Source organism: Flavobacterium taihuense (assembly GCF_019351435.1).
GTDB lineage: Bacteria > Bacteroidota > Bacteroidia > Flavobacteriales > Flavobacteriaceae > Flavobacterium > Flavobacterium taihuense.
In genome coordinates this window covers 169924-185266 of sequence record NZ_JAHWYN010000005.1, presented here as the reverse complement: position 1 = coordinate 185266, position 15343 = coordinate 169924, and the positions used below count along the sequence as shown (strand labels likewise).

The window sequence follows — 15343 nt, the reverse complement described above, 5'->3', positions numbered from 1 at the left end:
ATTCTATGAGTTTGCAAATTTATACTAAAAAAAAGATTTGCCCTCTTTTTAAGTTATTGATTTAACCTTTAATATCAAAACATAAAACCAACAGCAAATAGCTAAAAAACAGCACACTAAACAAAACAAACCTTATATTTAATTACTTTAACACAAAAAAAGGATCATTGTATTTTTTTTTCCACTTTAAGGATACACCCTAAAGACTCCAAAACAAGCACATAATGATTCTGTTTTATATCTTGTACAATTGCTGATTGCGCAAGAAATGGCCCCGATTCTAAAACTATTTTATCCCCTTTTTGCCATTTATCAACAACGACTTGGAAAGTATCTGGCATACTCAACCAATTTTTAATAATTTGAATCTCTTTTTCTTTCACAATAGCAGGTTTTCCCAACCAAAATAAGTATCGTATTACCCCTGGAATATCAAAAATAACATTCCGTTCCCTTTCTTCTACTTGAACAAAAATATAGGAATTAAACAATGGCACCTGTATTTTCTTTTTTCGATCCGACCATTGACTGACTTTACTAATCAAAGGGCAATAGGTTATAATTCCAATTTCATTCAACCGCTCCGCAACTTTCTTTTCCCACTTGGGCTTGGTGTAAACTACGTACCAGTTCATATTTTTTCTTTTTCCAATTAGGTATAGTTACGATAATATCAGCTTAAACTAAAATTCACGACTAACCTTTCACTCCTCACAATTAACTATTTACTACTCACCTCTCAATACATTCTACGAATACTGTTTCTCGTAATAAGATGCATATTCCCCAGAAGTCACATTATTCAACCAATCTTGGTTATTCAAATACCAATCGATAGTAATTTCCAATCCTTCTTCAAAAGTTACAGAAGGCTTCCAGCCCAACTGGCTATTTATTTTGGAAGCATCAATGGCATAACGCAAATCATGACCTGGCCTGTCTTTTACATAAGTAATCAATCGAGCCGACTCACCTTCTACTCTACCTAGTTTTTTATCCATTTGCTGACATAATACTTTAACCAAATCAATATTTTTCCACTCGTTGAACCCACCAATATTATAAGTTTCATGATTTTTTCCATCATGAAAAACCAAGTCAATAGCCACTGCATGATCTTTTACAAACAACCAATCTCTGGTATAATTCCCATCTCCATAAACTGGCAATGCCTTGTTATTGATAATATTGTTGATAAATAACGGTATTAATTTCTCCGGAAAATGAAAAGGCCCATAATTATTGGAACAATTGGTTATTACGTATGGTAATCCGTACGTTTCTCCATAAGCACGAACAAAATGATCCGAGCTCGCTTTGGATGCAGAATATGGTGAATTGGGATCATAAGCTGTAGTTTCTGTAAACAAACCTTCAGCCCCTAGTGAACCATAAACCTCATCTGTACTTACATGGTAAAAACGTTTTCCTTCAAAGTTACTCAACCATTGTTTTTTGGCTGCATTCAATAAATTCATAGTTCCAATCACATTGGTTTTAACGAAAGCCAAAGGATCTTCGATAGAACGATCCACATGAGATTCGGCGGCTAAATGAATAATCCCATCAAACTGCTGATTTTGAAACAAATCATTTAAAAAAATTTCATCTGTAATATCTCCTTTTACAAAAGTATAATTCGGTTCTTTTTCAATATCCTTGATGTTTTCTAAATTTCCAGCATACGTCAGGGCATCCAAATTGAAAATTTGGTAATCGGGATAGTTTTGCACAAATCGTCTTACAACATGTGAACCAATAAACCCCGCTCCTCCTGTAATAAGTATCTTTTTCATTTTTTTATTTTAATGTTGTCTATTGACTATACTCTTTTTTATGCTTTCTAATTTCTACTATCTCTAATCTGTGTTCTGACTACCCACAATTCACCATTCACTGCTGACCGTTAAACGCTCACAACTTTCCATCTACTCCATCAACCAAAACTGCCTTAACATCATACAACACACTGCATCTATTACGCAACAAATTGATGTCTAAACTCAAAAACTCTTTATGTGCCACACCTAAAATAACAGCATCAAAAGTAGCCTTTGGCACCTCATTCACCATTGCCAAACCATATTCATGTTCTACCTCGGTAGCATTGGCCCAAGGATCAAAAATAGTCACTTGAATTCCATAATCCTCCAATGCTTTAATTACATCTACAATTTTGGTATTGCGAACATCAGGGCAATTTTCCTTAAAAGTAATACCTAACATTAACAAACTGGCGCCATTAATAGTTACGCCTTTTTTAATCATTAGCTTTACTACTTGTGAAGCCACATAGTCGCCCATACTATCATTCAAACGACGTCCTGCCAAAATTATTTCAGGATGATAGCCTTTTTCTTGGGCTTTTTGAGCAAGATAATAAGGATCAACACCTATACAATGCCCACCAACTAAACCGGGTTTGAAGGGAAGGAAATTCCACTTGGTACCCGCCGCTTTAAGGACAGCAGAAGTGTCAATATCCAAAAGATTAAAAATTTTGGCCAATTCATTAACAAAAGCAATATTGATATCGCGTTGGGAGTTTTCAATTACTTTGGCTGCCTCAGCCACTTTTATGGAAGGAGCAAGATGCGTTCCTGCTAGGATAACCGATTGGTACAATTCGTTTACTTTTTGTCCAATTTCAGGAGTGGATCCTGATGTTATTTTTAATATTTTTTCTACAGTGTGTTCTTTGTCCCCTGGGTTAATTCGCTCTGGAGAATAACCAGCAAAAAAATCGATATTGAATTTTAATCCAGACACTTTTTCTAAAACGGGTACACATTCCTCTTCAGTAACACCTGGATAAACAGTCGACTCATAAATAACAATATCTCCTTTTTTCAAAACAGAACCAACGGTTTCACTGGACTTGTATAATGGAATTAAATCGGGGCGATTATTTTTGTCAACTGGAGTAGGAACCGTAACTATATAATAATTACAATCAGCGATGTCAGCTATATGTGAAGTACAATATAAACCTTTTTGAGTACCCGTTTTTTGAACTAACACTTTTTGTAACGTTTCATCATCAACTTCAAGGGTACTGTCTGTCCCCGATTGTAATGCTTCAACTCTGGACACATTGATATCAAATCCTACAACCGAATATTGGGTAGCAAACAATCGAGCCAAAGGCAAACCAACGTAACCCAAACCTATTACCGCAATTTTTATGTCTTTATTCAATTTCTTAAACTATTGTTGGTTTTAAAAGTTTTAATTATTAAAAACAGATTTTTCAAAATAGTATTTTAATAATTAAAGTACTAGTTCCATCTGAATTAAGCCAACAAATATACAAAAAATAAGAATCCGATTGAATCAAAAAAAAGACCTCAGTAAAACAATAAAAAAAAATTCACACAAAAAAAATGCAAACATCTTATAGTCAATAAAATATTCCAAATAAAATGTCTTGAATAAGTAAAAAATCACTGCTTTTGGTGATATCATGCAGTATCAAAAACAGTAATTCCACAGCCTTTTTAACACAATTTATTTTAATCCACTCTCAAGTTTTTCGTAAGTTTAGGCATTATCCAAATACTATATCAACAGAAGAACTGTTTTCCTTTTATAACTGTCCGAATATGTACCAAATCTATTTTTTGCCACTGATTAAAATTCATGGATAACACTTGACACATAAACAAATTCACTTAATATCCGCTGGGAAAATTTGCCAACCTATCGCTCAAAAAATAATATTTTTATGAAATTGCTTGTTATTCCATGTTTGAGATTTTCAACAACAATATTGCAACAAACTACATATATAATAATACGACTTCCTGTTTTGATCTTAATTAAACCCAGATCTAACATTAGATTTCATTATGAAGCTGAATTATTCAATAAAAACAAACGCTCACTTCCTGAATACTTTGGGGATGCTTTTAAACAAAGAAAAAGAAGTTCTACAAATAGCATAATAATTACATCCAATAAAATAATGCTTTTGTATTTTGGTTTTAAAAACAGGAACAAGTACTTTGTTTCAAAGAACCCAAAGCATCGAAGATTATATTTAGCAGATAATAAAAACACAAAAACTAAATGAATGCAGATGCAGTATATTTCTAATTCGAAATCTACATTTAAATACAAAATCAAAACTAAATTTTCGAATTCACATCCATTTCGACAGATAATCAATTAACTCTTCTCTCAAATCTTTAAATAATTTCTCAAAAGTCGTTATATTTTCTCGGTGCTTATTGTGATCCAAAAAACTTTCCTTATCTATAACTTTAGGATTATTAATCATTGCTGCTTCAAGAAACAATTCGTGACTTTTAATATCATGAGTCAAATTGTCAATCTGTTCTTTTTGAATAATCAACTGATTGTTGAAATAATCAGCCAAGGAACGCGCCTCTTTAGATGTGTTTTTTTGGGCTACTTCCAGTATTCTATTATCCATGATTTTAAGTTCATCTTTATAAAACATAAGTTTGTTTAACCATGTTTTGTGCTCTTCGTGCAATTCCTGAATTGTTTTTTTAGCTTCCATTTTTCGTCTTTTTTTTAAAATAGTATAAAATTGATTGAATCGATGTTATTTATTATTTTAGTCGATAGTAAAAAACAAAAGTATTTTCACTATCAAAAATCAAGTTCTGTAATTATAAAAAACCAAAAACCATAATTCAAACAAATAACTAAAAACCTTAAAGTTAGTGATTTACACCATAAAAACATAAAAAAACAGAACTAAAAATATTCCTAATTTTGAAATTTAGAATCAAGATCAATTCCTTGAAATTTTAACAAATCGACTGACTCTTGTAGATATTCTATTTCAGAAAAAGCTAATTATAACTTGTATAATTATTCATGACGCCCCAAAAGCATAAAAAAAGAGCTAATATTAAAAATTAGCTCTCTTCTTTATAAAAATTGCGGTCATTAGGCGTTATTTAAATTTTTAAACAGTAATACCCGATCGCTCGGATTTAGAAAATATTCCTCTATACAGATAGCAGAATTGCATTCTGTGCCCGTTCCAATTGGCAACTAAAACAAATCTAACAAAATTACTTCTAACTCATAATCCAATCCTGCATAATTACTTGACGAACTAAAATAGTAGTCCTCTGGCAAAGTGACAACTTTATCTTTTACAGGATTATTGTGAATATAGTTAACCGCACTATCGTTGCGAAGACACATCCGAGCCATCTGGGTTTTAACCCATGATTCAGTCCACTAACAACCAACCCACACTACACTACCTTACCAACAAATATTAAAATTGTATAAAATCATAAAAGTAAAATACAGTAAAAACTAATGAAATAATAATTAAAATCAATGTAATTATTATACTGTAAAAATAATTTTTTGCTAATAGTTTACCCTTGTAAGAAAGTAAACATGTAAGAGTGACGATATAAATAAAATGACACAAAATTATATTTAAACAAGTCCATTTTATCAATTTAAAAGTAGGGGATAATGCATAATTTGAATCAAAATAAATATTAGTAAAAAAAACGGTTATCATAATTATTGTCAAAAAAGACAGAATAAGTAAAAATGAAAAAAAAGCTGTTTGTAATTTCATAATGTTTTATTTAAAAGCCTGCGCCTTCGGGTGTTATTGTGTTTGTCTTTGGAAAATAACCAAAAATACCAGTTTTTGTCACAAAAACTGGACTATATGAGTCCGAACTCCATCTAGAAGGCTGATAATTAAGTCCTCCTCCTGATATAATGTAACCATTACTTCCAAGTTTAGCGCCAGGTTTAGTAGGAACAAATCCTCGTTTTATTGAAAGTATACCATCTTTTATATTTATTTTTGATAAAGTATTTATGCTCCCTTCATTATTCCAATCAACATATATTTTGTTTTTAGACACTAATTTCATTGAGTTGATTGCACTTTTGATTTTTACAGGTAGATTATATTTTTTAATAATTTGGTCTGCTGTCAATGTCGTTCCAACTTTATTACTCATGACTTTTTCAAATAATTCAACAAAATCTATATCTTTTTCTTGGTTTTCTTCATTTGTTGCTTTTATCTTCTCAATCGCCTCACTCAACTTTTGTCCAGCATGGTTCAACAAACTTACTGTAAGCCCAATGGCTGCACCTTCCCAAAAATTACCTCCTTGCAAACGACTGGTTACTCCACCTGTAACACTTCCAAATAAACTTGTTCCAACAATGCTATTAGCATACTCACCAACTGTGCCAGGTATTGCACCAAAAGCATCACATGCTATACTCGTCGCCATAGCGGTAATAAACGATTGTCCGGCGTTGCCACCGCTGACACCTTGAATAATACCCTGTGCAGCACCGTGCATCACTCCTCTCGTTACTGCCAATAATACTCCATTGAGCGTGCCTTGGGTTGTGCCAAAAATGGCTGTCGTGGCACTTTGAGCAATATGTCCTATTCCACAAGTTGCCACCCGATCGCTCGGATTTAGAAAATATTCCTCTATACAGATAGCGCAGAATTGCATTCTGTGCCCGTTCCAATTGGCAACTAAAACAAATCTAACAAAATTACTTCTAACTCATAATCTAATCCTGCAAATTACTTGACGAACTAAAATAGTAATCCTCTGGCAAAGTGACAACTTTATCTTTTACAGGATTATTGTGAATATAGTTAACCGCACTATCGTTGCGAAGACACATCCGAGCCATCTGGGTTAAGCCGTGTAAATATATTTATTCAACCGACAGTTGTTATGCTTATAAAATAAGCTTCTTCTATAGCTGTTGCCTTGTATTTTGTGGACATATTTTTTTATTTAAAAATACAAAAAGAGCTACAAGAATCAAAATCATATTGCAGCTCTTTTTTTACAGTATGCTTACTTTAGTGTCTAATTGTTGCGGGTACGGATTGCACCCGAGCGATCGGAGTTGCAAAACCGCACTATCGTTGCGAAGACATATCCGAGCCATCTGGGGATTAGCCCGCACTAGCTCAATGTTACTTAATGCTCGCGCCTTTTGGAGGAGTCTTTTTCAATGGAAGTCAATTCCTTTATAATATTTTGCTCCCACAAACCCATATTTTTTTCTAAAATATCTTTTAATTTGCCTCTAGGAATAAAAGAAACGCCTTTCCCACCTGGTACTTTATATCTACTTGTTGAAATTTCTATAATTTTTTCATCTAAATCCTTTAATAAATAAATGATATAATTTATATATTTTTCACTTGGATAACCGTAAATATATTCTCCTCCTGAGTTTATACTTCCGCAATTTATAAACGCTCCTAGTAAAAAGTATATTTTTTGATTTTCGCTTGATAGTTTTTTCTTCCTTAATTCTAAATTGTAAACAATATAATCCTTATCACTTTGTTTATCAGAATATCCATTATCTGATTTAATTCTTTTAAAGTATTTTTCAAAAGGGTTGATCGTATCTCTTAAATAAACTTCAGTAAATGATTCACCCTCAACTATTTCAAATTTTAAATCATTTTCTAATGAGTATTTTTTTAAAGTATCTGAAAAAATTTGTACTAGGTTTTTCTTGCTTTTAAAAAAATAAGTCAATCGTTTATCTAAAGTTGGATGATTTGGTATGTTTATACATCCTCCATAATAGTTAAACATCCCTATCAAAAAAGCTTCTTTCTCATTTTTTGATAATTTCTGACCTGAAACAATAGATGTAATCATAATCAAGAGCAACAAAAACATTTTTTTAATTATTTCCATACACTAAATATTTGATGAACACTTTTTAAACTTTTTAAAATGGTAGATCCTCCATCTGGATTCATTAAATCAATTCTAAATTTAGAAAAATCAGATAAATATCTTAGTCTAGTTACTAAGCTTGCGTGTCCATTTACTCCATCTGGTTTCCAACCAATTTGAATTATTCTATTTTGTTGCATCTCATTAGACATCCAAGGTAGTGCATTATTAGCATTATAGTTTTCAAAATAGCCATTCCCTAATGGATTAGTTGAATATCCAGAACCATTATAATATCCCATTATTTGTGTGTTTTTAATTCCACCTTACCATTACTATCAAGTATATTTGCCCTGTTTAGCCAACTGGAATTATTTTTTCCTTGTCCTAAAACATTATAATACTTATCTACTGATTGCTTACAAGCTACTGTGCAATCCCAATGGCCCTTTTGATTAGTTTGAGAAATATTCAAACTTTGGTCAACATCCCATTTTGGGCTTGAAAAATCAACTGTTGAAGAGGAACTAAAAAGTCTTCCTGATCCAATTTTTACCTCATACCATTTTTCCCCCTTCCAAAAGGTTAATCCTTGTTCTTGAGCCCTTAAACCTCCTTGAATTCCACCAATAATCCCACCAACGACTGCTCCGGTTAATACTCCTTGAAGGATAGCCTTCAGTGTTGGGTTATCTCCATCAAGAATAGCATTTATAAAAGCACCACCCGTACCGGTAATAGCGCCAGTAACTGCTCCTTGTAACGCTCCTTGAAAAAAACTTGTTGCAGAGTTACTAAAAATCGAACCAGCAACTGCCCCAATGCCACAAGTAGCCATCCCGCTAATAGCACCTACCAAAATACTCTTAGTTAATCCTCCCCAAGTTATAGCTGTACCATTATAGAGTGATATCCCTACATAAGTTACTCCACTAATAACAGCACCAATAATAGCAGCAGTAACCAATACAGTGGCCGTAATAGGTTCATTACCGTTATAATCAACATACATCAACGGATTGTTTAATGCGTAGGCGTAGCGGTTGTAATTTTGTGGGTTGCTAGGATCTGAAATGAGTGCATCGGGTGATAAGAACGTATGCAGTATAGGGTCATAAATTCGGGCATTCATGTGGATGATTCCTACCGAAAAGAAGTGCTCATGTCCCGTATAACCTCTATCCGTCAATAATTCAAAATCAACATTATTGAAAGTCGCTGCAGGTACTTCAACATTGTTTTTATACTGTTTTTTGAGGAGTCCCCAAGGGTCATATTGTCTTCTTTCTTTGATGATGCCTCCATTGCCGGAAATAGCCAAAATGGTACCTTGATAATCTCTATGCAAATATAAATATTCTTGTGTACTGGGTGTGTAGTTACCGCCGCTATTTGTATATGTTTTTTCGAGAGCTACTGCTGCATCATAAGGCGATCCAGCAATATAGGTAATAAATTGCAGGCTCTGATTCGGTTTTTCTATAACCTCTACAGCAGTTATACCTGAATAATATTTGATTTTGGCTATGGCGCCTGCCTCAGTCGTTACTACCGATTTGCTGCGGCTGTTGCTTAGGAGTTTCCATACACTGAGTGAATGTCTTTCAGTTAAGCTCCTTTTTGACGCAAAGCCTCTAAACTAAAAATAATAAAACTTTTTGCTTTCCCTCTTCCCACCTTTAAAAAATTTACTCAGCATTATCCAAATGATTAAAACCCCCTTTTAATAAACAAAAAAGCATAAAAAAGGACTAACTTTTAAAAAATTAGCCCTTTTATACTTTTGGAAATTTAATCCTATATTTTACCCTTTCTAATATAGTATCACTATTTTTATCAATCTTAAACTTTCAAGCGTCTAAGAGCCTATAGCCTGATATACAAAACCAATAGCTTCCAATTTTTCTTTATTTAATATATTTCTTCCATCAAAAACAAAAGCAGGTTTTTGCATACCATCATATATCCTTTGCCAATCATAATTTACAAATTCATCCCACTCCGTAAGTATGGCTATGGCATGTGCGTTTTCACAAGACAAATATGGGTTTTCAAAAGTAAATATACTTCTTTCATTTTCTTCTGCCGCTCTTGTTTCTAAATAATTCAAATCATTTACCATCTTTTTGCGAGACACTTTCGGATCATATACCGCAATTTTTGCTTGTTCATTAATCAAATCGTCTGCCACATATATCGCTGCAGATTCTCTGGTATCATTGGTATCTTTCTTGAAAGCCCAACCCAAGAAAGCAATCTTTTTATCAGCTACAGTATTATATAGCGTTTGCACTATATTATTGGAGAAACGTCGCTTTTGGTGGTCGTTCATAATGATAACTTGCTCCCAATAATCGGCAACTTCATTCAAGCCGTATGATTTTGCAATATAAACCAAATTTAGAATGTCTTTTTGAAAACAAGAACCTCCAAATCCGACTGAAGCTTTCAGAAACTTAGGACCAATTCGGCTATCCATTCCAATGGCTCTGGCCACTTCATTGACATCGGCACCTGTTTTTTCACAAAGCTCGGACATCGCATTAATAGAAGATATTCTTTGTGCCAAAAAAGCATTGGCTGTCAATTTTGACAACTCTGATGACCAAACATTGGTAGTCAATATTTTTTCTGGACTCACCCAATTCGAATACACATCTACTAAAGCTTGAATCGCTTTTTGTCCTTCTTCAGTAGTGTCTCCTCCTATCAATATACGATCAGGACTCAATAAATCTTGAACTGCAGTTCCTTCGGCAAGAAACTCCGGATTGGATAATATCTGAAACTGCACTCCATTTCCGGTAGTGTCAAGAATACTTTTAATAGCCTCAGCGGTGCGCACCGGTAATGTTGATTTTTCAACAACAATCTTATTGCTTTTGGCAACTCTAGCAATTTGTCGCGCACACAATTCAATATATTTCAAATCGGCAGCCATTCCTTTCCCTTTTCCGTACGTTTTTGTTGGTGTATTTACGGATATAAAAATGATTTGAGCTTCATCTATTGCTTTATCTACTTCTGTAGAAAAAAACAAGTTTCTTCCTCTGGCTTCAGCAACAATAGTATCTAAACCAGGTTCGTAAATTGGAATATTATCTGTATTTTCATCATTCCATGCTGAAATTCTTTCTTCATTCAAATCGACAACTGTAACTTGAATATGAGGGCATTTTTGTGCGATAACGGCCATTGTCGGCCCTCCAACATATCCTGCTCCGATGCAACAAATTTTTGTAATCTTCATATCTCTATTATATTTACTCTATTATATTTTCTATTCTCTTTATCCTATTTTGTATTTTCTGAAATCTACTTTCTATTCCCTATATTCTGCCATCTAAATTCTGCTAACTGCCAAGGTTCTCCCAATACCAACCCACTGCTTCCTTCAATCCCTCTTGCAAAGAAAATTTAGGATTATAACCCAAAACTGTTTTGGCTTTATCAATACTGGCTAATGAATGGGGAATATCTCCCGCTCTGTTAGGTCCGTACTCAATGGTTACATCTGTAATCTTTGGATCATACTCAGCTAAAAAAGTTTTCAAATAACCTACCAAATCATTTAAGGTATTTCGATCCCCGAAAGCAGTATTGTAAACCGTATTTATTGCATCTGGATTTTGAGTAGTCATCGCCAACTCATTCATTTGAATTACGTTATCAATATAGGTGAAATCGCGGGAATAATTTCCGTCTCCATTTATTTTTGGGCTCTCATGTTGCATCAATTGCATCACAAATTTTGGAATAACAGCTGCATAAGCACCATTGGGATCTTGCTTTCTTCCAAATACATTAAAATAGCGCAATCCTATCGTCTCCAGTCCATAAGTTTTACTAAAAATTTCGGCATACAACTCATTTACGTATTTTGTAATAGCATAAGGAGAAAGTGGTTTTCCTATAACTTCTTCCACTTTTGGTAAACCCTCAGAATCTCCATAAGTGGACGAACTAGCTGCATATACAAATCGCTTTACATTAGCGTCTCTTGCAGCAACCAACATATTCAAAAAACCAGACACATTGACATCATTCGTAGTAATTGGATCATTTATCGATCTGGGAACTGAACCTAATGCAGCTTGATGCAATACAAAATCAATACCTTGCACTGCTTGTTGACATGCTACCATATCCCTTATATCACCCTCAATTAAACTGAAATTTTCGTTGTTTATAAAATCCTTCAAATTATGTCGATGGCCTGTCGCAAAATTATCCAAACAAACCACTTTATAATTTTTAGATAAAAAATACTCACAAAGATTAGAACCAATAAATCCAGCTCCTCCAGTAATTAGTATTTTATTTTTATTATTTTCAATCATTCCTTAGTCAGTTTAAAATGAACTATACCGTTATTTTTTTTTAAATATTCGTTTAAAAATACTTTTTTTATTTTCCTCTTCATGGTAACCATTTGAATAATTACCATTTCCATAACCATAGCCGTATCCATAACCTCCACCATATTTTGCTTTGTTCTCAAAGCCATTCAAAATAATACTGGCATTATGAAGCTCTCCTCGGTTAACCCTATTATTAAGCAAAGTTATCATTTCCTTTTTAGTGAAATTTTGTCTTACAATATACAAAGTAACATCACAATATTGATCCAATTCAAGAGCATCTGCTACCAAACCAACAGGAGGCGTATCCAAAATAATATAATCGTAATTTGCTTTCAACTCGTCCATCAACTCTTTCATTCCCTCGCTCAAAATTAACTCGGAAGGATTTGGCGGAACTGGACCAGAAAGGATGACATCCAGAAAAGGAACAGAGGTATGGTTTACAATTTCATCCAAACTTTTTTGCTTTATAAGATAATTCACAACTCCCACATCATTAGATAAATTAAACTCAGTAAACAGCTTAGGCTTTCTTAAATCCAATCCAACAATCACTGTCTTTTTCTCGCTCAAAGCAAAAACGGTAGCAATATTAATAGAACAAAATGTTTTTCCCTCACCACTTACTGAAGAGGTAATCATTAGTGTCTTTGCTCCAGCAACATTATTCTTTTTATACAAAAACTGAAGGGAAGAACGAATCGATCTAAAGGATTCTGACAATGCAGATTTAGGTTTTTCAAAAACAGCCAAATTATTATGGTCTGTATTGATCCCAACAACTCCAATCAAAGGTATACTACTATGACTACTAACATCTTCTGGATTCTGAATAGAATTATTAATAAAGAAAAGAACAACAATAAACAACAAAGGAAGCAGTAATCCAAGAAACAAAGCCAACACATAATTCACTCCTGTCTTAGGTCCAACAAGTCCTCCGCCAATATCTTTTGCTGGATCTATAAAATGAATGTCCGATAAATTGGCTGCTTTTACAATATCAGCTTCACTTCTTTTTTGAAGAAACGTATTATAAATATTATCATTTAAATCGTATTTCCTTTTTATTTTTATTAATTCTTGCTGATCATCCGGGAGGCTCTTGATCTTACTTTCCGCTTGATTAATTTTGCTTTCGACAATTGCCAAATCATATTGCAATGAAGCTTTTACCGAAACTATATTTTCTAACAAAACATTCTTAATTGCTTCCATTTGATTATCAAAATCTCTAAATATTTTCTCGCTTTTGACAGCATATGCCATTTCAGATCTTTGGGTAGACAGCGCTATTAATTTGGACACATTGACAACAATATTAGGATCCTCGATTCCAGCGACAGATGGTGCTGGCAATTTTGAATAATCTACACTGTTTTTTAAATAAGCTTTTAATGAATTATAATACGTTATTTTTCTATTAACTGCATCTCTCTCTAGATCAAAACCAAGTATCTTATCCGAAAACTTAGCTCCACCTCCATCTTCAACTTCATAAATATTTTTCCCTTTTCGAAAAGATTTTAGTTCATCTCCAGTCTGTTTCAGATTAGATTCCATAGCAACAAGCGTACTATCAATAAAACTAATCGTATTTATGGCAAACAGGTTTTTACTCTCCAATTGCCTCTTCATTAACATCTTAACAGTAGAATTAAGATATTCGACCATTCGGGCTTTATTGGTGCCTTGCATGCCCAAAGTGATTATAGAACTTCCTTTGTCATCCGATTTAACATTTAAATTTCGATAGCTAGATACAGTACCGTCAAAATTATTGAACCTAACAAAATATTCATTCCCTTTGTACAAACCAGGATTATCTTTAATTTGCAATTTCCAATTCAAAAACGGCAAAGAAACCTGCTCACCCACTTTGTATTTCTTTACAAACTCGCCCTCAACAACTGAAGTATTGCTTCGACTATTATCCCAATAATGAATTAATGAAACAGAAGTTCCTTCAAAAGGAATCCTTATTTCGTACTCATTTTCACTTATAAATTTAATTGCAATAAGATTCCCTGCTATTTGCCCTTGCTTTTTATCAATATCTACATAAAAGGGTACTGCTCCATAAGCATCTACAAGATTGTATTCGCCTTGTTTCAAATAATCAATATAAAATTGCAACTTATCTACTACCAATTCATTATGAGATCGAGATTGCAAGGTGGTCGAAATAGTTTGAATTTGATCTGAAGCTCCACCCCAATTAAATACCAAGCTCGTATTTGAAGTAAAAAGCGGGTTTGTTTCTTCTTTTACAGAAATCAAAGTCTCAATTTCATAAATTTTCTCTTTGCGCACATTAACTTGATAGGCAATCATTAATGCTACAACTAAGGATATTAAAAACCATTTCCAATAACTTACTATCTTTATCAAAAAACCCTTAAAATCAAAACTGGAATGATTTTCAAAAACCGTAAAATCTTTAATATCTAACATATAGGGTAACTGGTTTTATTTTTTAAGCAACAAATAAGTAGTCGAGACTAAAGACAATAATGTAATAATAGTAGTCAAAGATTGAATTCCAGTACTCCCTGTCCCCCAAGTTTTTTGCTTTAGTGGTTTTACATAAATATAATCATTGGGTTGCAAAAAATAATAAGGAGAATTCATCACATTGATATTGGTTAAATCCAAATCCTTCATCTCTGTTCCATTTGGTGTTTGCCTAATGATAGTTACTGCTTTCCTATCCCCGGTCGTGGTTATATCTCCAGCATTGGCAATAGCTTCCATTATATTTACTTTTTCTTGGAACAAAGTTTTAGTTCCTGTGCTTCCTACCTCGCCATTAATGGTATATCGAAAACCAGCTAATTTAACCACTACAAAAATACTGGCATTATCTTTAAAATAGTCAGCTAACAATTGCTTTTCAATACTAACACGCACTTCTTCCAAGGTAAACCCCATGACATTCATCTCTCCCAAAACAGGAATTCGAATATTTCCATGGTCATCAACTGTAAAACCATCAAAATACAAACCAGATTCGGATTGATCTGTTTCAGAACCAGATGCTGTTGGATTAAAAATAGTTACCAGTTTGGGATCTGAGGCTTTGATTGTAATACTCAATACATCATGCGTTTGCAAACGATAGGGTTTTGATTCCACCATTACAACTGGTCCTTCATTGGATGAGTTATCTTTTTTTTGAAGGTAAACCAAATCCTTTACTGGAATACAGGATGTAAATAACATACTGATAAATAAAAAAATAAAGACTAAACGTTTATTCATTCGTGTTAATTTAGTAACAAATAT

The 15343-nt window shown here is 33.3% G+C and carries 13 protein-coding genes; all 13 read right to left on the bottom strand.

Features of this window, described 5'->3' with window-relative positions; translation table 11 throughout:
* Positions 1-164: 164 nt before the first annotated feature.
* Positions 165-635 (bottom strand): UpxY family transcription antiterminator, encoded by a 471-nt coding sequence (locus tag KZH69_RS07505; RefSeq protein ID WP_219316814.1) that lies wholly within the window; start codon positions 633-635, stop codon positions 165-167.
* A gap of 114 nt (positions 636-749) precedes the next feature.
* Entirely contained in the window at positions 750-1796 is a 1047-nt protein-coding gene (gene rfbB, locus KZH69_RS07500; protein WP_219316813.1) for a dTDP-glucose 4,6-dehydratase, read from the bottom strand.
* A gap of 118 nt (positions 1797-1914) precedes the next feature.
* Complete coding sequence (locus KZH69_RS07495; protein ID WP_219316812.1) at positions 1915-3198, bottom strand: nucleotide sugar dehydrogenase; 1284 nt, start codon at positions 3196-3198, stop codon at positions 1915-1917.
* A 943-nt stretch (positions 3199-4141) separates the two neighbouring features.
* Complete coding sequence (locus KZH69_RS07490) at positions 4142-4525, bottom strand: hypothetical protein (protein WP_219316811.1); 384 nt, start codon at positions 4523-4525, stop codon at positions 4142-4144.
* A 503-nt stretch (positions 4526-5028) separates the two neighbouring features.
* Positions 5029-5193, bottom strand: coding sequence for a hypothetical protein (locus KZH69_RS07485; protein ID WP_369410642.1), 165 nt, complete (start codon positions 5191-5193; stop codon positions 5029-5031).
* A 395-nt stretch (positions 5194-5588) separates the two neighbouring features.
* A complete protein-coding gene (locus KZH69_RS07480) occupies positions 5589-6491 on the bottom strand; it encodes a hypothetical protein (RefSeq protein WP_219316810.1) in 903 nt (300 codons plus the stop codon).
* Positions 6492-6974: 483 nt separating this feature from the next.
* Positions 6975-7712, bottom strand: coding sequence for a hypothetical protein (locus KZH69_RS07475; RefSeq protein ID WP_219316809.1), 738 nt, complete (start codon positions 7710-7712; stop codon positions 6975-6977).
* Positions 7703-7996 (bottom strand): hypothetical protein, encoded by a 294-nt coding sequence (locus KZH69_RS07470; RefSeq protein WP_219316808.1) that lies wholly within the window; start codon positions 7994-7996, stop codon positions 7703-7705. Before KZH69_RS07470 ends, KZH69_RS07475 begins: the two co-directional genes overlap by 10 nt.
* Positions 7996-9042 (bottom strand): RHS repeat domain-containing protein, encoded by a 1047-nt coding sequence (locus tag KZH69_RS07465; protein ID WP_219316807.1) that lies wholly within the window; start codon positions 9040-9042, stop codon positions 7996-7998. The genes KZH69_RS07470 and KZH69_RS07465 overlap by 1 nt, the downstream gene beginning before the upstream one ends.
* A gap of 510 nt (positions 9043-9552) precedes the next feature.
* Positions 9553-10944, bottom strand: coding sequence for a UDP-glucose 6-dehydrogenase (locus tag KZH69_RS07460; RefSeq protein WP_219316806.1), 1392 nt, complete (start codon positions 10942-10944; stop codon positions 9553-9555).
* A 103-nt stretch (positions 10945-11047) separates the two neighbouring features.
* Positions 11048-12034 carry an SDR family oxidoreductase gene (locus tag KZH69_RS07455; RefSeq protein WP_219316805.1) on the bottom strand — a complete coding sequence of 329 codons (987 nt, stop codon included), beginning with the start codon at positions 12032-12034 and terminating at the stop codon, positions 11048-11050.
* 30 nt (positions 12035-12064) lie between these two features.
* The gene (locus KZH69_RS07450) at positions 12065-14512 is read right to left on the bottom strand and encodes a polysaccharide biosynthesis tyrosine autokinase (protein WP_219316804.1); all 2448 of its coding nucleotides are present in this window, start codon (positions 14510-14512) and stop codon (positions 12065-12067) included.
* Positions 14513-14527: 15 nt separating this feature from the next.
* Positions 14528-15319: a polysaccharide biosynthesis/export family protein gene (locus KZH69_RS07445; protein WP_219316803.1), complete on the bottom strand. Its 792-nt coding sequence runs from the start codon at positions 15317-15319 to the stop codon at positions 14528-14530.
* Positions 15320-15343 lie beyond the last annotated feature (24 nt).

Coding starts and splice junctions, on each gene's coding strand:
- KZH69_RS07480 (WP_219316810.1), bottom strand. CDS start 6,491: ATGCAATTCTGCGCTATCTGTATAGAGGAATATTTTCTAAATCCGAGC.
- rfbB (WP_219316813.1), bottom strand. CDS start 1,796: ATGAAAAAGATACTTATTACAGGAGGAGCGGGGTTTATTGGTTCACAT.
- KZH69_RS07485 (WP_369410642.1), bottom strand. CDS start 5,193: ATGGCTCGGATGTGTCTTCGCAACGATAGTGCGGTTAACTATATTCAC.
- KZH69_RS07445 (WP_219316803.1), bottom strand. CDS start 15,319: ATGAATAAACGTTTAGTCTTTATTTTTTTATTTATCAGTATGTTATTT.
- KZH69_RS07490 (WP_219316811.1), bottom strand. CDS start 4,525: ATGGAAGCTAAAAAAACAATTCAGGAATTGCACGAAGAGCACAAAACA.
- KZH69_RS07470 (WP_219316808.1), bottom strand. CDS start 7,996: ATGGGATATTATAATGGTTCTGGATATTCAACTAATCCATTAGGGAAT.
- KZH69_RS07475 (WP_219316809.1), bottom strand. CDS start 7,712: ATGGAAATAATTAAAAAAATGTTTTTGTTGCTCTTGATTATGATTACA.
- KZH69_RS07505 (WP_219316814.1), bottom strand. CDS start 635: ATGAACTGGTACGTAGTTTACACCAAGCCCAAGTGGGAAAAGAAAGTT.
- KZH69_RS07455 (WP_219316805.1), bottom strand. CDS start 12,034: ATGATTGAAAATAATAAAAATAAAATACTAATTACTGGAGGAGCTGGA.
- KZH69_RS07450 (WP_219316804.1), bottom strand. CDS start 14,512: ATGTTAGATATTAAAGATTTTACGGTTTTTGAAAATCATTCCAGTTTT.
- KZH69_RS07460 (WP_219316806.1), bottom strand. CDS start 10,944: ATGAAGATTACAAAAATTTGTTGCATCGGAGCAGGATATGTTGGAGGG.